18 protein-coding genes are annotated in these 18,373 nt (G+C 67.5%); 12 read left to right on the forward strand and 6 right to left on the reverse strand.

Features of this window, described 5'->3' with window-relative positions:
- Window positions 1-156: 156 nt before the first annotated feature.
- Window positions 157-993: a PspA/IM30 family protein gene (locus M0R88_RS03420; RefSeq protein WP_248655565.1), complete on the forward strand. Its 837-nt coding sequence runs from the start codon at window positions 157-159 to the stop codon at window positions 991-993.
- On the opposite strand, the gene M0R88_RS03425 is transcribed toward M0R88_RS03420, so the two are convergent.
- Window positions 990-2,462 carry a hypothetical protein gene (locus M0R88_RS03425; protein ID WP_248655566.1) on the reverse strand — a complete coding sequence of 491 codons (1,473 nt, stop codon included), beginning with the start codon at window positions 2,460-2,462 and terminating at the stop codon, window positions 990-992. The two genes, M0R88_RS03420 and M0R88_RS03425, sit on opposite strands and share 4 nt — an antisense overlap.
- A 171-nt stretch (window positions 2,463-2,633) precedes the next feature.
- Here M0R88_RS03425 and M0R88_RS03430 point away from each other — a divergent pair, with 171 nt between their 5' ends.
- From M0R88_RS03430 to M0R88_RS03450, 5 genes are all read left to right on the forward strand, one after another.
- Window positions 2,634-3,638 carry a DUF7972 family membrane protein gene (locus M0R88_RS03430; protein WP_248656750.1) on the forward strand — a complete coding sequence of 335 codons (1,005 nt, stop codon included), beginning with the start codon at window positions 2,634-2,636 and terminating at the stop codon, window positions 3,636-3,638.
- A 155-nt stretch (window positions 3,639-3,793) separates the two neighbouring features.
- A complete protein-coding gene (locus M0R88_RS03435; RefSeq protein WP_248655567.1) occupies window positions 3,794-4,219 on the forward strand; it encodes a desampylase in 426 nt (141 codons plus the stop codon).
- Between the two features lie 53 nt (window positions 4,220-4,272).
- Window positions 4,273-5,319 carry a zinc-binding dehydrogenase gene (locus tag M0R88_RS03440; protein WP_248655568.1) on the forward strand — a complete coding sequence of 349 codons (1,047 nt, stop codon included), beginning with the start codon at window positions 4,273-4,275 and terminating at the stop codon, window positions 5,317-5,319.
- Window positions 5,316-5,663: a DUF7977 family protein gene (locus tag M0R88_RS03445; RefSeq protein WP_248655569.1), complete on the forward strand. Its 348-nt coding sequence runs from the start codon at window positions 5,316-5,318 to the stop codon at window positions 5,661-5,663. Before M0R88_RS03440 ends, M0R88_RS03445 begins: the two co-directional genes overlap by 4 nt.
- 210 nt (window positions 5,664-5,873) lie before the next feature.
- Window positions 5,874-6,518, forward strand: a complete 645-nt coding sequence (locus tag M0R88_RS03450; protein ID WP_248655570.1) for a MogA/MoaB family molybdenum cofactor biosynthesis protein — start codon at window positions 5,874-5,876, stop codon at window positions 6,516-6,518.
- Window positions 6,519-6,544: 26 nt separating this feature from the next.
- Here the strand turns inward: M0R88_RS03450 and M0R88_RS03455 are convergent, their stop codons facing one another.
- Entirely contained in the window at window positions 6,545-7,132 is a 588-nt protein-coding gene (locus M0R88_RS03455; RefSeq protein WP_248655571.1) for an NUDIX hydrolase, read from the reverse strand.
- A 587-nt stretch (window positions 7,133-7,719) separates the two neighbouring features.
- Here M0R88_RS03455 and carB point away from each other — a divergent pair.
- A complete protein-coding gene (gene carB / locus M0R88_RS03460) occupies window positions 7,720-11,034 on the forward strand; it encodes a carbamoyl-phosphate synthase large subunit (RefSeq protein ID WP_248655572.1) in 3,315 nt (1,104 codons plus the stop codon).
- 9 nt (window positions 11,035-11,043) lie between these two features.
- Here the strand turns inward: carB and M0R88_RS03465 are convergent, their stop codons facing one another.
- From M0R88_RS03465 to M0R88_RS03475, 3 genes are all read right to left on the reverse strand, one after another.
- Window positions 11,044-11,499: a hypothetical protein gene (locus M0R88_RS03465; protein WP_248655573.1), complete on the reverse strand. Its 456-nt coding sequence runs from the start codon at window positions 11,497-11,499 to the stop codon at window positions 11,044-11,046.
- A gap of 224 nt (window positions 11,500-11,723) precedes the next feature.
- A complete protein-coding gene (locus M0R88_RS03470) occupies window positions 11,724-11,999 on the reverse strand; it encodes a hypothetical protein (RefSeq protein ID WP_248655574.1) in 276 nt (91 codons plus the stop codon).
- 56 nt (window positions 12,000-12,055) lie between these two features.
- On the reverse strand, window positions 12,056-12,412 hold the full coding sequence (locus M0R88_RS03475) for a DUF5802 family protein (RefSeq protein WP_248655575.1): 357 nt from the start codon (window positions 12,410-12,412) through the stop codon (window positions 12,056-12,058).
- A gap of 281 nt (window positions 12,413-12,693) precedes the next feature.
- Between M0R88_RS03475 and M0R88_RS03480 the strand changes: the two genes are divergently transcribed.
- The 3 genes from M0R88_RS03480 to M0R88_RS03490 all read left to right on the forward strand — a co-directional run bounded on the left by M0R88_RS03480 (window position 12,694) and on the right by M0R88_RS03490 (window position 15,444).
- Window positions 12,694-13,341, forward strand: coding sequence for a DUF1405 domain-containing protein (locus M0R88_RS03480; protein WP_248655576.1), 648 nt, complete (start codon window positions 12,694-12,696; stop codon window positions 13,339-13,341).
- Window positions 13,342-13,456: 115 nt separating this feature from the next.
- The gene (locus tag M0R88_RS03485) at window positions 13,457-14,545 is read left to right on the forward strand and encodes a DUF7096 domain-containing protein (RefSeq protein WP_248655577.1); all 1,089 of its coding nucleotides are present in this window, start codon (window positions 13,457-13,459) and stop codon (window positions 14,543-14,545) included.
- Window positions 14,546-14,655: 110 nt separating this feature from the next.
- Window positions 14,656-15,444, forward strand: coding sequence for an ArsR/SmtB family transcription factor (locus M0R88_RS03490; RefSeq protein WP_248655578.1), 789 nt, complete (start codon window positions 14,656-14,658; stop codon window positions 15,442-15,444).
- 23 nt (window positions 15,445-15,467) lie between these two features.
- Here the strand turns inward: M0R88_RS03490 and M0R88_RS03495 are convergent, their stop codons facing one another.
- Window positions 15,468-15,959 carry a DUF8526 domain-containing protein gene (locus M0R88_RS03495; protein ID WP_248655579.1) on the reverse strand — a complete coding sequence of 164 codons (492 nt, stop codon included), beginning with the start codon at window positions 15,957-15,959 and terminating at the stop codon, window positions 15,468-15,470.
- Between the two features lie 167 nt (window positions 15,960-16,126).
- Between M0R88_RS03495 and gatD the strand changes: the two genes are divergently transcribed.
- On the forward strand, window positions 16,127-17,374 hold the full coding sequence (gene gatD / locus M0R88_RS03500) for a Glu-tRNA(Gln) amidotransferase subunit GatD (RefSeq protein ID WP_248655580.1): 1,248 nt from the start codon (window positions 16,127-16,129) through the stop codon (window positions 17,372-17,374).
- A 1-nt stretch (window position 17,375) separates the two neighbouring features.
- Window positions 17,376-18,371, forward strand: a complete 996-nt coding sequence (locus tag M0R88_RS03505; RefSeq protein WP_248655581.1) for a GNAT family N-acetyltransferase — start codon at window positions 17,376-17,378, stop codon at window positions 18,369-18,371.
- Window positions 18,372-18,373 lie beyond the last annotated feature (2 nt).

Here is an 18,373-nt window from a genome sequence, read left to right on the forward strand (position 1 = left end):
GCGTCTCCTTGTCCGAGCGTTCTGATAAGGGTTGCAAATCCGTCGTTCGAGTCGGACCGGGAACGGTCGGCCAGCGGAAGCCGAAACGTCACTCGCACGTCAGACGACTGTTGGGGAGGTGAGGATTTTAAGGGTCAGGTCACGAAAGAGGGTGATATGGGAGTGCTTTCACGCCTGTCGTACGTCGTCCGGTCGAAGATCAACGCCGCGCTCAATCGGGCCGAAGACCCCTCGGAGACGCTCGATTACTCCTACGAGCAGATGCGCGACGAGTTGCAGGAGGTCAAGCAGGGTATCGCGGACCTCACCACCCAGAAGAAGCGACTCGAGATGCAGAAGCGCCGCCTCGAAGAGAACGTCGAGAAACACAACGAGCAGGCCCGTGAGGCCGTGAATCAGGACCGCGAGGACCTCGCCCGACGCGCGCTGGAGAAGAAGAAACAGAAGATGAACCAGATCGAGGACCTGGAGGGCCAGATAGCCAGTCTCCAGGACACGCAGGACAACCTCGTCGAGAAGAAAGACCAACTCCAGAACCGCATCGAGGAGTTCCGGACCAAGAAGGAGAGCATGAAGGCGCGCTACGAGGCCGCCGAGGCCCAGACGCGCGTCTCGGAGGCCATGACGGGGGCCGGCGACGAGATGGAGGACGTGGGTCGCGCCATCGAGCGCGCCGAGGAGCGCACCGAGGACATGGAGGCCCGCTCGGAGGCGATGGACGAACTGCAGGACTCGGGCGTCTTCGAGGACGCGCTCTCGGACAAGGACAGCCTCGACCGCGAACTCGAAGAGGTCCGGACCTCCGGCGAGGTGGACGCCGAGTTGGAGACCCTCAAGACCGAGATGGGCAAGGGGTCCAGCGACTCCGGCGAGTCGGAGGCCGACTCCGCGGAACTCGACGCAGAACTCGAAACCGAAGTCGAGAGCGAGAGCGCGGACGAGGACATCGAGGCCGAGTTAGAGGAACTGAAAGACGACGACGAGAGCAGTTAAGCCGTCGCGTTCGCTTCTCGCGTCGAGTCGCGCGCCGCCTCGGTCGTCAGTCTGTTCGCCGATTCGGTCGGGTCGTGCGCCGCTTCGGTCTCCGGCGAGGCGTCGGCCCGCGTCGCTTCGGCGAGACGCTCGGCGATCCCGGCCACCTCCGCCGCCGTGATGCGGACCGTCGTGCCGTCGCGCGTTATCACGTAGTGCATCCCCGGCGCTTGCTCGCTGGCCGGGACGAAGATGGTGTCTGAGCCGTCACCGTTCTCGGCACCGTTCGCGTCCAGCATCGCTCGCCACGCCGCGGCGAACTCGCGGGCCTCCGCCTCCGATTCCCACGTCGTCACCCAGTGGGTCGCCGGTCCGGTCGCGCCCTCGGCGGCGTAGTAGTACATCCGGTCGCCCGCCCACCCGTCGGCGGCCTCGGCCGCGCGAGCGAACGAGAAACCGTTCATCCGGAGCGCGTGGCGGACCACCAACTCGCCCACCGTGTCGGTGTGGTAGCGCGTCAGGTTGCGGTCGTCGGGGACGTCGGGGGCGTCGGGCAACCGGACGCGCTCGACCTCCTCGCCGGGGTGGAGGAGTTCGGCGGTGGAGTTCGGCGGTCGCTCGATGGTCGCCGACCGGTCGGCGGGCGAACTCCCGGCCCGCTCGTAGAACTCGTAGCCGTAGTAGTACGGCGTCCCGGCGACGCTGTGGGGCCACGCCGCCCGCGCCAGCGTCCGGTTGTACTCGGCGACGGAGTAGTCGCTGTCGTCGTACTCGTCGAAGTACTGCTCGGTGACCCACATCGCGTCGCCCTCCACGATGGCGGTGGTCACGAGTCGCGAGTCGGTGGTCCACCGGTCGAACTCCGACTGGAACTGCCGGCGCGAGGGCGTCAGCAGGTCGTGCTGGAACTGGAGCGCGTGGACGAACTCGTGAGCCAGCACCGCCTCTTGGGAGACGTCGTGCTCCGCGAGCGCCTCGTCGTTCAGTAGGTAGATGTGGACCGCGGCCTGCCGCTGGACCGTGTAGCCCAGCGGTTGCCGACACTCGGTCGAGGCGTTCGAGTACAACTGCAGGGTCTGTGCGCCGACGGGCCGGATGGCCCCGAACGAGTCGCGCACGTCGTAGGGCGGACCCTCCTCGGCGTCGTACTCGTGGAGCGTGATGCCCTGCGTGGCCTGTAGCCCCCGGAGTTCTTCGACCCGGCTCAACACCGTCGCCGGGTCGTAGTCGGGGTCGAACCCCTCGGTCTCGATTTCGACGGACTCGTCGGACTCGGTCGTCGTCGCCTCGGTGTCGTCAGTCGCCTCGGTGTCGTCAGTCGCCCCGGTGCCGGTCGCTCGCGGCGCGTCGTTCGCGTCCGTCGCCTCCTCCACCCCCGCGACTCCCCCCGCGTCCGCCACGTCTCTCGCGCCTGCGCCCGCTGTCGGGGCCGCGCCCGCGAGGACGAGCGCGGCCACGAGCGCGAGGGCGAGTCGGGTCGAATGTGGCATGCCAGCACACACGGGGGCGAGCGGCAAAAGGCCCGCGGGTGTTTTCCGTGGCGGGCGCGTAGGCGAACGCACATGTCGGATAGCGGAACGGCGGGGGACGCCGGGCCGAAGAGCGACGGCGGGTCGGGGAGTATCGGGTCCGACGACGACGACTCCCAGCCCAGCGATACGATGCGGGCGCGGGCCGACGAGAGCAGTTGGAAGCTCTGGCTCCTGATGGAGGCAAATCGGTGGGTCGTCGCGAGCGTGTTGCTCGTCGGCGTGTTCGTCGCGTTGGTTGCCATCGGCGTACTCGACCCCTCGCCGCTCCAGCGGTCGGTCGCTCAGTCCGACCCGACCGAGACGCTGTTCCAGGCGTTCGTGACCGTCATCATCACGGGCGTCACGCTGGTCGTGACGCTGAACCAGTTGGTCCTCTCCCAAGAACTCGGGCCGGTCGGCGACCAGCGCGGCCGGATGGAGGGTGCGATGGAGTTCCGACAGGACGTAGAGGAAGTCCTCGACAGTCCCGTCAGTCCGCCCGAACCTGCCTCCTTCCTACAGGCGCTCATCGACGAGACCCGCTCGCGGGCCAACGAACTCGCCGACGCGGTGAGCGACAGTCGCGACGAAGACCTGCGAGACGTCGTCGAGGACTACGTGGACGCGCTCGAAGAGAACGCCAACGAGGTCAGCGACCAACTGGACGAGGCGGAGTTCGGGAGCTACGACCTGCTCTCGGCGGTGCTGGACTTCAACTACTCGTGGAAGATTTTCGTCGCGCGCCGCCTCCACAACGAACAGGGCGACGCGCTGACCGACGAGACCGAGGACGCCTTCGACGACTTGGTGGAGGTTCTGTCGTTCTTCGGCCCGGCGCGCGAACACTTCAAGACGCTCTACTTCCAGTGGGAACTGGTCAACCTCTCGCGGGCGATGCTCTACTCGGCGGTCCCGGCGCTGGTCGTGGCCGCCTCGATGATAATCTACTACGACGCCGAGGCGCTGCCGGGCGCGACGCTGGGCATCAGCAACGACATCCTCGTGACGAGTTTCGCCACCACCGTCGCTATCGTGCCGTTCATGCTCCTGCTGTCGTACATCCTCCGCATCGCCACGGTCGCCAAGCGGACGCTCTCCATCGGCCCGTTCGTCCTCCGCGGCGTAGACCGGAGCGACGAGTTGGACTTCGAGTAGCGCACACGCGGATTCTTCGTTCGAGCGCGTTCTTCGACTTCCGGCGCGGCGCTCACGAGCGCCGCGCCCACCGCGCGAGGTCGTCGCGGTCCGACTCCCGAAAACCCACGAGCCAGCACTTTTACCCGCAGAACCCCAACTCGCGCCCGACACCCGTGCCGACGCTCCGAATCCCCGAGACGGTCCGCGACGAACTCCTCGCTCACGCACGCGAGGGCGCACCCGAGGAAATCTGTGGCGTCCTCGCGGGAGAGCGCGACGAGGAAACTCATCGCGTCGAGACCCGTCATCCCGCCGAGAACGTCGCCGGGACCCCCGAAACCCGGTACGAAATCGACGCGCGCGAGCAACTCGACCTGATGGAGCGCATCGAGGACGCCGACCGCGAAGTCGTGGGGTTCTACCACTCCCATCCCCGCGGTCCGGCCGAACCGAGCGCGACCGACGCCGAACTGGCGACGTGGCCGGGTCGGTCCTATCTCATTCTCTCTTTAGCTGGTGGCGCTCCTCGGCTCACGTCGTGGCGGTGGACCGGCGACGAGTTCGTCGCGGAGGACGTGCGAGTCGTCGCCGACCGGTAGCTCGCTCGCCGCGTCGAGGAACAGTTTTACCCCGCGAAGCCTACCTGTCGGGTATGAAGGCCGTCCAGTTCAGCGACCACGGGGACCGGAGCGTCATCGACTACGGCGAGTTCCCTGACCCGACGCCGGACCGCGACGAGGTACTGGTGGACGTGAAGGCGGGCGCGCTCAACCACCTCGACGTGTGGACGCGCAAGGGCCTGCCGGGAGTAGAGTTAGAGATGCCACACGTGCCGGGGAGCGACGGCGCGGGCGTCGTCCTCGAAGTCGGCGAGGACGTGACCCGGTTCGAGCCGGGCGACCGCGTGGCCGTCTCGGCGGGCGTTTACTGCGGCAAGTGCGAGTACTGCCGCCACGGGGAGTACTCGATGTGCGTCAACTACCACATCATCGGCGAACACGTCCGGGGCGTCCACAGCGAGCGCGCCGCGGTGCCCGAGGACAACCTCGTCGAGGTCCCCTCGGGCGTCGAGTGGGAGACCGCCGCGGCCGCGCCGCTGGTGTTCCAGACCGCGTGGCGGATGCTCCTGACGCGGGGGAACGTCTCGCCCGGCGAGGACGTGTTGGTTCTCGGAGCCTCGGGCGGCGTCGGTCACGCCGCGGTGCAAATCGCCGACTACGCCGGCGCAAACGTCTACGCGACCGCCTCTTCCGAGGAGAAGTTGGAGTACGCCGAGGAGGTCGGGGCCGACTACACCATCGACTACGAGGCCGAGGACTTCGCGTCCCGGATTCGAGACCTGACCGGCAAGCGCGGCGTGGACGTGGTGGTTGACCACGTCGGCGCGGCGACGTGGCGCGACTCGCTGGCGAGTCTGGCCAAGGGCGGCCGGGTCCTGACCTGCGGCGCGACCACGGGCGGCACCCCCGAGACGGACATCAATCGCATCTTCTGGAACCAGTTGAAAGTCATCGGCTCCACGATGGCGAACCCCGGCGAGGTGGACGACGTGCTGGAACTGGTCTGGGACGGCACCTTCGAGCCGCGCATCCGGGAGACCCTGCCGATGAGCGAGACGGCGCGCGCCCACGAGATGCTCGAAGAGCGCGAGGGCTTCGGGAAGGTCGTGGTCGTGCCCGACAGCGAGTACGACGGATGACCGAAGACACCTACACCCACCGACCCGGAAGCGTCGAGGACGAGCGCCAGCGCGACCGGAGCGGTGGGGGCGACGACGGTGCGAGTGCCGGCGAGAACCCCGACCGGCCCTACGACGGCGACCCCGACCACCCCGGCGCGCCGGTCGAGCGCGGAACGGAGGAGTGGGACTGGCGCGGGTGGGTGCTGGTCGGCGTCATGACGCTATGTTTCCTCGTGATTCCCGCGACGATTTGGGTCCTACCGCCGGTCCGGCCGTTCCGGTTCGCCTACCTCGTCCTGCCGCTAATTCCGGCGCTGCTGCTCGGCGCGACCGCCGTCTGGTCGGCCCAGCGGTCGGGCTGAGAGCGGGCGAGGCGGTGGAGGCCGTTTTCGTATTTCTCTCCGAAGAGTAGCTGTTCCTTTGCGGACGCTATCCTGACCGTTCGGGTCTGCGAGCGGTCGCGCCGCGAGCGCGGCGCGACCGCCGGAACCGACGGGACGAAATCGACAGAAACCCGGAAGGAATCGCGATGCCGGCGTTGATTTAAGTCCCCGTCTGCCAAATACTCCCACATGGTCGATTTCCAGTCACGCGACACGCGGCGACACGACGACGAGGACGACGACGAGAGCCACGCCGACCGGACGAGCGAGGACGCGACGCCGACGGACGAGACGGGTCACGACGACTCCCGCGACGAGCACGGCCACGACTCTCACGACCACCACGCTCACGACGTGGAGTCGCTCGGCGCGGCGGTCGTGACGGTCTCGTCCTCTCGGAGCCTCTCGAACGACCCGTCGGGCGACGCCATCGTCGCGGGCCTCGAAGACGCGGGCCACAAGGTCGTGAGCCGCGACCTCATCGGCGACGACTACGACGGCGTGCAGGGGTCGGTGGACGCGCTGGTCGGCCGCGACGACGTGGACGCGGTGGTGACGACCGGCGGGACCGGCGTGACGCCCGACGACGTGACAATCGAGGCGGTCGAACCGCTCTTCGACAAGAAACTGCCGGGCTTCGGCGAACTGTTCCGCCTGCTCTCCCACGAGGACATCGGGACCAAGGTCGTCGGCACGCGCGCGACGGCGGGCGTCGTGGACGGCGCGGTCGTCTTCTGCCTGCCGGGGAGCGAGGACGCCGCAGAGCTTGGGGTGGAGCGGATTATCGTCGAGGAAGCGGGGCACCTCGCGGGACTGGCGGGGCGCGAGGAGTAGCCGCGAAACGCGGTTCGGTTCCGCGCTTACTCGAAGTCGCGGCGCATCGCGATCTCGAACCACGGGCAGAGGCGCAACTGCCGATACCACTCGGGATGCTCGTGCAGGCGCTCGTAGGGCACCCACATCAGGCCCGCGACCTCCTCCTCGTTCGGGTCGAGCGACAGGTCGTCCAGCGTCAGCTTCAGCACGGCACACACCTCGTGTTCGACGCCCGCGTTCTCGAAGTATCGCTTGTACTCGAAGCGGTCGGTCACGCGCAGGTCGTCGTACTGGTCGGGCGAGATGCCCAGTTCGTCGTCCAACCGCTGGCGCGTGGCTTCCTCCTGCGTCTGGCCTTCGATAGGGTGGGAGGCCACGGTGCCGTCCCACCACGTCCCCCAGAGGCGCTTGTCCGGCGCGCGCTGGGCGAGCAGGATGTTGCCGTCGCCGTCGAACACGAGCGACGTGAACGCCCGGTGGCGGATGCCGTCGCCGGTGTGGGCGTCGAGGCGGTTGACGGTCTCCTCGGGATTGTCGTCGGCATCGACTGCGACGACGTGCTGGCGTGCGTTTGCATGACGGTCTTCTGGGGTCGGCGTGCTGGCGTCAGCCGCCGTGTCGTCGGCGCTCATTGGCCTCTGGTTGTCGGGGATGGGTAAAACCGTCTTCGATAATTCGTGGCGTAGGGACGACCGGCGTTTCCGAGCGAATCACCGCCGAGAGCGTCGTGGAGACGGCTTCGAGAGCCCCCGCCCGCCACGAGACGTAATCTCCGTGGAATCGGTTACGAGGACGGCAGAGAAGACCGTTTAGAAAGCCCCCGCCCGCTCGCGGTCGCTCCGCGAGATATTTCTGCGCTCTCCGCACCGCCCGCGCAGAAATAGTAGCCCGCGGAAACGACCACGTTGCACGCGAGCGGGCGGCCCCTTTCGATCCACCCAGACGAGTGGTTCGGGTGGGCGAGCGTTCGCAGGTGGGTCGTGTCACCGAGCGCGGTTCCGACGAACGGTCCACCGAGCGCGACCCCGGCGGCTGATTCTGCGAGCGCACGGGCGCTGGCGCGCAGGACTGTACGCCAGCGCCCTCCGAGGTCGAAATACGACGCTGGCGTCCGGAGTCCGACCTTCCGACACCGAAATACGAATTTCGAAATTCGATTTCGGAACTCGTAATTCATCGTCGGATTTATTACGATGAGCGAACTTTCTCCTACCAACAGATGACCGACGACACCGCAGGCGACGGACGGACCATCCTGCTCATCGGTAGCGGACCGATACAGATCGGACAGGCCGCAGAGTTCGACTACTCCGGCGCGCAGGCCTGCCGCGCGCTACAGGAGGAGGGCGCGCGAGTCGTGCTGGTCAACTCCAACCCCGCGACCATCATGACCGACCCGGAGATGGCCGACGAGGTGTACATCGAACCCATCACGACCGAGGCCATCGCCGAAATCATCCGGAAGGAGAACCCGGACGGCGTCATCGCGGGCCTCGGGGGCCAGACCGGGCTGAACGTCACGGCGGAACTCTCCGAGGAGGGCGTCCTCGAAGAGTACGACGTGGACATCATGGGCACGCCGCTGGACACCATCTACGCGACCGAGGACCGGGACCTCTTCCGCCAGCGGATGCGCGAGTTGGGCCAACCCGTCGCGCGCTCGACCACCATCACGCTGGACGACGACGAGGAAGTCTCGGCCATCACCGAGGAGGACCTCGAAGAGCGCGTCGAGGCCGCGGTCGAAGAGGTCGGCGGTCTCCCCGTCATCGCCCGCACCACCTACACCCTCGGCGGGTCGGGGTCGGGCGTGGTCGAAGACATGGACGAACTCCTCGTTCGCGTCCGGAAGGGCCTGCGCCTCTCGCGCAACGGCGAGGTCCTCATCACCGAATCCATCTCCGGGTGGGTCGAACTGGAGTACGAGGTCATGCGCGACGCCGGGGACTCCTGCATCATCATCTGCAACATGGAGAACATCGACCCGATGGGCATCCACACCGGCGAATCGACGGTCGTGACGCCCTCGCAGGTCATCCCCGACGACGGCCACCAGGAGATGCGCGACGCCGCGCTCGAAGTCATCCGCGACCTCGGAATTCAGGGCGGCTGTAACATCCAGTTCGCGTGGCGCGACGACGGCACTCCCGGCGGCGAGTACCGCGTCGTGGAGGTCAACCCCCGCGTCTCGCGCTCCTCGGCGCTCGCCTCGAAGGCGACGGGCTACCCCATCGCCCGCGTGACCGCGAAGGTCGCGCTGGGCAAGCGCCTCCACGAGATAGAGAACGAGATTACGGGTCAGACCACCGCGGCCTTCGAGCCGGCCATCGACTACGTGGTCACGAAGGTCCCGCGCTGGCCCAAGGACAAGTTCGACGACGTGGACTTCGAGTTGGGCACCGCGATGAAATCGACCGGCGAGGCGATGGCCATCGGCCGGACCTTCGAGGAGAGCCTGCTGAAGGCGCTTCGCTCCTCGGAGTACGACCCCGACGTGGACTGGGCCGCGGTCGACGACGACACGCTCGAAACCGACTACCTCCAATCGCCGACGCCCGACCGCCCCTACGCGATGTTCGAGGCGTTCGACCGCGGCTACACCGTCGAGGAGGTCGTGGAACTGACCGACATCGAAGAGTGGTACGTCGAGCGGTTCGGGAACGTCGCCGACGCCGCGGTCGCCGCGCAGGACGGCGACTTCGAGGCCGCCGCCGAGCGCGGCTTCACCGACCACGAAATCACCGCCATCGCGGGCGGCGAGTTCGACGACACCCACGCCTCGTGGATTCCCGACGAGAGCGCGGGCGGCACGGCGTCGGCCGACGCGGCCGACGCCCCGAAAAAATCGACCGACGGCGCGGGCGTCGCAATCGAGGACGTGGAGTCGAGCGCGCCCGACCGCGATTTCAAGCAGGTGGACACCTGCGCCGGCGAGTTCGCGGCCTCGACGCCGTACTACTACTCCTCGCGGCGGCCCGGCGCGGGACTCGGCCGCGACGAGGTGCAAGTAGACCGCGACGTGGAGAGCGTCGTCGTGGTCGGCGGCGGCCCCATCCGCATCGGGCAGGGCGTCGAGTTCGACTACTGCTCGGTCCACGCGGTCCGTGCGCTCCGCGAGCAGGGCATCGAGGCCCACGTCGTGAACAACAACCCCGAGACGGTCTCGACCGACTACGACACCTCCGACGGCCTGTTCTTCGAGCCGATTACCGCCGAGGAGGTCGCGGACGTCATCGAGACGACGAACGCCGACGGCGTGATGGTCCAGTTCGGCGGCCAGACCTCCGTGGACATCGGCGAACCGCTCGAAGCCGAACTCGAGCGCCGCGGACTCGACTGCGAGATTCTGGGCACCGCGGTCGAGGCGATGGACCTCGCGGAGGACCGCGACCGGTTCAACCGCCTGATGGACGAGATGGGCATCAGCCAACCCGAAGGCGGCTCCGCGACCAGCGAGGCCGAGGCGCTCGACCTCGCCCACGACATCGGCTACCCGGTCCTCGTCCGGCCGTCCTACGTCCTCGGCGGGCGCGCGATGGACGTGGTGTACGACGACGAGGAACTGAAGGAGTACATCGAGGAGGCGGTCCGCGTCTCGCCCGACAAGCCGATTCTCGTGGACGAGTTCCTCGCCGACGCGGTGGAACTCGACGTGGACGCCGTGTCGGACGGTGAAGACGTGCTGATCGGTGGAATCATGGAACACGTCGAGTCGGCGGGCGTCCACTCCGGGGACTCCGCCTGCATGATTCCGACCCGCGCGCTCGACGACGACACCCTCGCCAGAGTCCGCGAGGTCGTCGAAGACATCGCGGTCGGCCTCGACACGGTGGGGCTGCTGAACGTCCAGTTGGCGGTGCAGGACGGCGAAGTGTACGTCCTCGAAGCCAACCCGCGCTCCTCGCGCACCGTCCCCTTCGTCTCGAAGGCGACCGGCGTCCCCATCGCCAAACTCGCCGCGAAGGTGATGGCCGGCGAGTCGCTGGCCGACCTGGACGCCGACGAGCAGGTGCCCGAGCAGGTCAGCGTCAAGGAGGTCGTCCTCCCGTTCGACCGCCTGCCGGGGAGCGACCCGCGCCTCGGCCCGGAGATGAAATCGACCGGCGAGGTCATGGGCACCGCCGACACCTTCGGGAAGGCCTACGACAAGGCCCAGGACTCGACCGGCAAGCCGATTCCCGACGCGGGCACCGCCCTGGTGGACCTCACCGACGACTTCGGCGAGTACTTCAGCACCGCGGAGTTCGCCGACTACTTCGAGGTCGTCACGCCCGACGAGTTCGAGACGGACGACGAGGCCGGGGACGAGGAATGGGCCGACCACGCGGAGCGGGCGGTCTTAGAGGGCGACATCGACGTCATCGTCTCGCGCAACCGCGACCTGCTGGAGACCGCGGTCGAGGAGGAGATAACCTACTTCTCGACCGAGGCGAGCGCCGCGGCCGCGCTGGAGGCACTCGACACGAGAGACCAACCCCTCGACGTGGAACCGGTCGGCGACCGGGCCAAGCGTACCCGCGAGTGGGGCGAGTAGCGAAGAAAGCTATCCGCGACCGAGGAGGTTTTCCTCCGAGACGTTCCAACTGTCACGGAGCCAGAACTCTCCGTAGTCGATGAAGACGTATCTGTCGTCGAGGACACCGACTTCGGCATCGTCAATCGTCCAATCGTCTCTTTGATTGAACTTCCTCTTGAGAATCTCTATGGCCGGGATTGGGTCTTCTGGCAGTTTTGCTTTCTCCATCACCAACCACTGGAAGTTCTGACGGTCCCAGTCGGCTATCGGAGCAAATAGTTCCGGATACCCTCTCGAATTCGCTTCTAGCCAGATTCGTACCTCACCGAATACCTCGTTTCGATAGAATGGACCCCATTCCGTTATTTTGTTGTTCGGCGGGTTGTCTGCTCGACCACCGCCACGCATCTTGAGAACGTACTCCGAACTACGTTCCTCGACTATTTTGTCCCCCATCGTGCCGGTTTCTGGGAGGAGTACCACGATACTTGACCCGGAATCTATCCAATCGAGATCGTGGTATCGCTCTGCGATTTCGTGAAGACGTAAGTTGTCGGTTGTAGTGTTCCTCTGACGTGGTTTGTAAGTTCGTGAACCCACGACCGACCATATTCGGTGAGAACACTCTCGGCAGGCGTCGAACACATCGTCACAATCACGATTCTCGGTTTCGTTTGAAAATTCGACCGAATTGCGCCGTAATTCGGTCAGACCACGACGAGGACGACCGCACCGCCGACCACCAAGGCCGCCAGCGCGTACCACGGTTCGCGCCGGAGGGTCTGCTGGGCGGCCGGAATCTCGCCGGTGTACTTCAGGCCGAGCGCCACCGCGACGAACGTGGCGGCGACGCCGACCGCTACCGTCGTCCGGCCGATGCCGTGAGCGTAGCCGGCGAGGACGCCGACGACCGCGCCGAGGATTATGGCGTGGATTTCCGTGTACGTGAGAGCGTTGTCGCTCCCGAAGACGGACGTTCCCATACGGGAGCGTAGGGGCTCCTGGCGTTAAATTTGTTTTCGAAAGTGAGAAATTTTAGTCACGTCCCGACGCCCGGTAGCTCCGCCTGATACTGGAGGAGTTGGTCGGCGCGCTCGGCTTTCGCCAGCAGGACCTCCTTGAGCTTCGGCGGGTTCCGGATGTCGGTGTCTTCGAGCAGGTCCTCGGGGAGCGCCAGCGTCCCCTCCGGGACGCCCTCCTCGCCGGAGACCGCGACGTGGCGGTTGCCAATCTTCATCACGAGGGGGCTGTCGAGACGCTCGATGCCCTCGCCCGAGGCGTAGAGCTGTTCGTTTATCTGTTCGTGCTGGTCGCGGCGGATGGCCGCACGGTCACCCCCGAACGGTTCGACGTAGAGCCGCCCGAGGTAGTAGCCGCTGGAGAACTCTGCGAACATGTGACGAGCTAGCGTATATCCCGCTTACACATGAACTTTTCGCCAAGATTTATATAGTAGTGCAAAACCACTTTTTAATACCCTTCGACTTCTCCACGTCGTCCGCGTCGAGGTGTCACTTTCTGGCGTCCGACTTCCGGCGTCCGGCACTCGGCGACCTCCGACAACCCTCGGCGACCCTGTACCTCCCGCAACTTCCGGCGACCTCCCGCAACCCCCGACGACCCCGACGTTCGGTCGGTCTGAGAAGACTGAAGAGCGTGGCGCTCCGGTCTGCCCGTATGAGAAGTCCGGAGCGGGTCGCGCGGCAGTTCCTCGAAGACGGACCGAACCTCGCGTGGCTTATCGCAGTGAACGTGCTGGCGACGCTGGTCGGGGTCCAGTTCTACGTCGAGACCCTGCCCGACGTTCCGGTGTACCTCTGGCCGTTCTACGCCGACTCGCCCGCCGCGCTGTTCCTCGTCACGCTCTCGCTGACGACGCTCCTGCCGAATCTGGGGCGTCGCGCCGCCGCCGCACCTCGGAACCGCGCGCTGGCGTACCTCCACACGCTGGCGTTCGCGTGGCTGGTCAAGTACGGCCTCTGGACGTTCGTCTCGCTGAACCTCGGCTTCTCGGCGTACTTCGGCCCGCCGTGGAGTCCGGACGCCTTCTGGGCCTACTGGTTCATCGTCGTGACCCACCTCGGGTTCGTGGTCGAGGCCGCGCTCCTGCCGTACTACGGCGCGACGACCCGCGGTGCGCTGGCGACCGCGCTCGCGGCCCTGCTGGCGAACGACGCCATCGACTACGTGCTGGGACTCCACCCGCCGCTCCGGTACGAACCGGACCTGCTGTTGCCCGTCCTGACCGTCGCCCTCTCGATTCTGGCGGTCGGGGTCGCCGCTCGGTCCTTCGACCGGCTTTCGGGGTTCTCTCGACACTCGTAGAGCGCTTCTCGTCCGCTTTTAAACTCTAAGGATGGTTTTACGGGCCCGAAATCGGCTCGTGAACAGAACGAACGAATGTCGGCCTTTTTAAGCTGGGACCCTAAACGACGAATCAATGAGTCTCTACCGAGTCGCCTTGGTGGCGCTGTTCGTCGTCAGCGGTGCGCTGGTCGTCGCCGTTCCCGCCGGCGCGACGGCGTCCGGCCCCGAAGCGACGACCGCCGGAGCCGCCGCGCCGACCCCCGGAGTCGGTCTCGCGGACGCCCGACCCGCCGTCCCGGCCGCGGCCGCCCCGAACAACACGACCGCTAACTCGTCGCTGGGGACGGACATCTCGTCGTTCATGCAGTCGAGCGCCGCCGAGGTCGGCGGCGCGGTCGAGACCGGCATGTGGACCGCGGCGTTCAACGGGACGGAGAACCAGTCGGTTCGCGTCGAACTGGTCGAGACCCGGACGTCGCAACTCCGCAAGGAACTGGCCGACCTCCGCCAGCGCCGGGCGGAACTCGTCGCCCAACGCAAGGCGGGCAACATCAGCCGGACCGCGTACAAGGCGAAGATGAGCCGGCTGGTCGGGGAAATCGACGCCCTCCGGTCGGCCATCGACACGACGACCAACCGCGCGGAGCAAGTGAACGCGAACGTCGAGGCGCTCGGGAACCTCCGGAGCGAGACCAAGAACCTGACCGGCCCCGAAATCGCCGCGGTCGCACGGAACGTGACCGGAGTCGGCGTCGGTGAGGGCGAGCGCGGCCCGCCGAACGGCGTGGGCGAAGGCAACGGAAACGGTGTCAGTAAAGGCAACGGAAGCGGCGTCGGCGAGGGCAACGGAAACGGAAACGGCAACGCCGCGAACGCCGCTGGGGAGGGCGCAAACGGTACGATGCCCGGTAACGCAGGAAACGGTAACGGTGTCGCCGGCGAGGGGAACCGAAGCGGTGTCGGAAACGGCGAGGGTCTCGCGGACGCCGGGAACGAATCCGGCGTCGGCAACGGTCCCGTGGGCAACGTGACCGGCAACGGAACCGGTATCGGCGTCGGAAACGGCACCGACCCCGGCAACGCCACGAACGGCACCCGCGGCCCGCCGAGCGACGCCGGTAGCGCGACGCTGACGACGCCGGACCTCATCGACGGCGTCTCCACGGCGCTCGTCGCGGGCGTCGGTCGGTTCGCCGGCGGCGACTTCTTCGCGGCCCGATAGTATCCAGCGGTGCGACCCGGCGACGGGCCGCTCTCGGAGGCGTCTCCCGTCGTCGGTTTCCGGACCGAAAGACACGCTTTTGAGCGCGCGACGCGTACCCCCGACACCGAATGGACTCCGCCGAGCTACTCGACATCCTCGGGAACGAGAACCGCAGGCGCATCCTCCGTCTGCTCGCGCGTAAACCCTGCTACGTCACCGAGATTAGCGAGTACCTCGGCGTCAGCCCGAAGGCCGTCATCGACCACCTCCGGAAGCTCGAAGACGCCGGCCTCGTCGAGAGTCGCACCGACGACCAGCGCCGCAAGTACTTCAGTATCTCCCGCAATCTGCGACTCGAAGTGAACGTCTCGCCCTACGAGTTCGGCGTCAAGAGCGCCTACCCCGCAAGCGTGAACCTCGACGCGAGCAGGTGGCGCTACGTCTCGCTCAACGTCCAATTCGACACCAAGGGAGAGGACGGCGAGGAGGGAGCGGAGGAAGAGGACGCCGACGCGACCGATGCCGACGCGACGGACGCCGGTGAGACCGAGGCCGGCGAAATCGAGGCGTCCACCGAGAGCGACGGCGACGGCGAGACGGCCGCTCGCGCCGCCGAACTCGCCTCGGAACTCGACGAACTCCAGCAGCTCCAGCGCGAACTCTCGCTGGCCCAGCGGTGGGTCCACGGCCGCCTCGCCGACGTGCAGGACCGACTCGGCGACGCGCTCGACGGCGACGGCGAGAGCCGACTCCTCGCGGAGGTGCTAGCTGCCGTCGCGGGCGGCGCGGCGACGGTCGGCGACGTGAGCAGCGCGGTCGAGGTCCCCGAGCGCGTCGCGGAGGGCGCGCTGAACGAACTCGCGGAGCGGGGCGTTCTGGAGCGCGGCGAGGACGGCGAGTGGGAGCTAGCGGAGTAGAAGCAGGCGGACGGGGCTCGTTCTCAGACGTCCGCGGTCAGTCCGTTTCGCAAGTCGCCGCCGAAGTACGCGCCGAGCGCGCCGGCCAGCAGGCCGGTGCCAGCGCCGAAGACCGCCAGCGGGACGCCCGCGTCGCCGAACGCCGTCAGCGCGAGGTTACCCAGCAGGGCGGTCAGTCCCGCCGCGACCGCACCGGCGGCGGCCGATTCGAGGACGGTCGAGCGCTCGACGGCGAGACCGAGGGCGAACGCGCCGGCGAAGACGCCGAGGAGTCCCGCGAGGTTGTCCAGCACCGGGAGCGGAATGAAGGCGTTCCCGGCGAACATCCCGACGCCGAGCAGACCGAGCGCGACGAGGAAGATTTTGGGCGAGAAGATGCTCCCGGCGCGGTGCTTGGCGCGCTGGACGAACGACGAGTGAGTCTCCTGCTCGGCGGTCTCGGCGTCGTCTTGGAGGGTCTCGGTGAGGTCGTCCGCGAACGAGTCGCGGGTGCGCTGGTCGGAGCGCTGGGGCATGGTGGAGTCTGCGGCGTCGGAGGTAATGGGTCTTTCCGTGGCTTCGGAGGAGTTCGAGACCGAGTACTCTCCGACCGAGCTTCCGCCTCCGAAAACCGGTTCTCGCGGCGAGACTCCCCACGCGCCGAAAAGATGGTTTCAAGTCCGCCCCGCCGGTACTCGGAGGTATGAATCCCGGCGACCGCGTCCGCGTCCAGCGGGCCGACCAGACCTACGAGGGCGTACTGCTCCCCTCCTCGACGAGCCAGAACCTCGTCGTCAAGCTAGAGGGCGGATACAACGTCGGCATCGACCGCGCAGACGCCGACGTGGACGTGCTCGAAAACGACGTGTACGACATCGAGGCGGGCGAGACCGACGACGAGTCGGCCGTCGAGTTCGACCCCGACCTGCCGACCGTCTCGCTCATCTCGACCGGCGGCACCATCGCCTCGACGGTGGACTACCGGACCGGCGCGGTGACGGCGCAGTTCGACGCCGAGGACGTGCTTCGGGCCGTCCCGGACCTCGCGGGCCGGGCGAACTACCGGGGCCGCGTGGTGGCGAACATCCTGTCGGAGAACATGACGCCCGACGTGTGGGTGGACCTCGCCGAGGCCGTCCACGAGGAGATAGAGGCGGGCGCGGACGGCGTGGTCGTGATGCACGGCACCGACACGATGCAGTTCACGGCGTCGGCGCTCTCGTTCATGCTCGACACGCCGGTCCCGGTCGTCTTCACCGGGAGCCAGCGGTCCGCCGACCGACCCTCGTCGGACAACGTGATGAACGCGGTCTGCGCCGTCGAGGCCGCCAAATCCGACGCCGCGGAGGTCATGGTCTGCATGCACGCGACCGAGAGCGACGACGTCTGTGCGCTCCACCGCGGTACGCGCGTCCGGAAGAACCACACCTCGCGCCGGGACGCCTTCGAGACGGTGGGCGCGAAACCGCTCGGCGAGGTGGACTACGACGCGGGCGACGCCGAAATCTCGTTCCGGCGCGACTACGCCGAGCGTGGCGAGACCGATCTCTCGCTGTCGCCCGACCTCGAATCCGACGTGGAACTGCTGAAGTTCACGCCCGGCATGGACGAGTCGGCGCTCGACGTGGCGGAGGGGCAGGCCGGTCTCGTCCTCGAAGGCACCGGGCTGGGACACGTCCACTCGGACTGGACCGACCGCATCGCCGAACTGGTCGATTCGGGAACCACGGTCGTCATGACCAGCCAGTGTCTCGACGGTCGGGTCTGCGACCGGGTGTACGACACCGGTCGGGACCTGCTCGACGCGGGCGTCGTGGAGGGCGAGGACATGCTCCCCGGCACCGCGAAGGTGAAACTGATGTGGGCGCTGGCCAACGGCGACGACCCCGAGACGACGGTCCGGACCCCCGTCGCGGGCGAGATTACCGACCGGTCGGTACCGTGGGAGTGAGATGACGGGCGCGAGCGGCGAGCGGTCGGAGACGACCGAGCGAGCGGGCGTCGAAGTTCGCGAAGCGCGCCACGACGACTACGACGACGTCGCGGCGTTCACGCAGAACACGTGGCCCGAACGCGACGGCGGCGACTACATCCCGGACGTCTATCACGACTGGATAGAGGGCGAGGACAAGCACACCGCGGTCGCCGTGGCGGACGGCGAGGTCGCCGGACTCGCCCAGACCGTCCTTCTCTCCGAGTGGGAGGCGTGGAATCAGGGCCTGCGCGTCAACCCCGAGTTCCGGGGCCGGGGCGTCAGCGTCGCCGTCACCGAGTCGCTCTTCGAGTGGGCGCGCCAGCGGGGCGCGACCGTCGCCAGAAACATGGTGTTCTCGTGGAACGTCGCCGGGTTGGGCCAGTCGCGGGCGACCGGTTACGACCCCGTGACCGAGTTCCGGTGGGCGCACCCCGACCCGACCGACGCCGACGACCCGGACGACGCTCCGGCGTCGTCCGGGTCGTCAGTGTCCGGGTCGTCCTCGGCCGATTTCGAGGTGACGAGCGACCCGCGGGCGGCGTGGCGCTACTGGACCGACAGCGAGGCCCGCGACCGACTCCGGGGCCTCGCCTTGGACCCCGAGGAGTCGTGGGCGCTCTCGGAACTGACCCTCGGCGACCTCCGGGCGGCGGCCGACGACGGCGGCCTGTTCGTCGTGCAGGGCGACGGAACCCGCGGCTTCGCCCACCGAATCCGGGAGTACGAGCGCGAATCCGACGAAGAAGCGGGCGAAACCGAACAGTGGGTCGAGTACGGCGTCGGCGCGTGGGCCGACGCCGAGAGCGCAGACGCGCTGTTCGACGCGGTAGCCCGCGACGCCGCCGAACTGGGTGCCGACCGAACGCGCGTGCTGATTCCCGAGTCGCCTCGGTTCGTCAGCGACGCCGCGCTCTGCCGGGTCGAAGTCGCCGACGAACCCGACTTCGTTCTCGGCGCGGACTTGACCGCGTGATT

Origin of the sequence: Halorussus gelatinilyticus (assembly GCF_023238445.1) — an archaeon.
GTDB lineage: Archaea > Halobacteriota > Halobacteria > Halobacteriales > Haladaptataceae > Halorussus > Halorussus gelatinilyticus.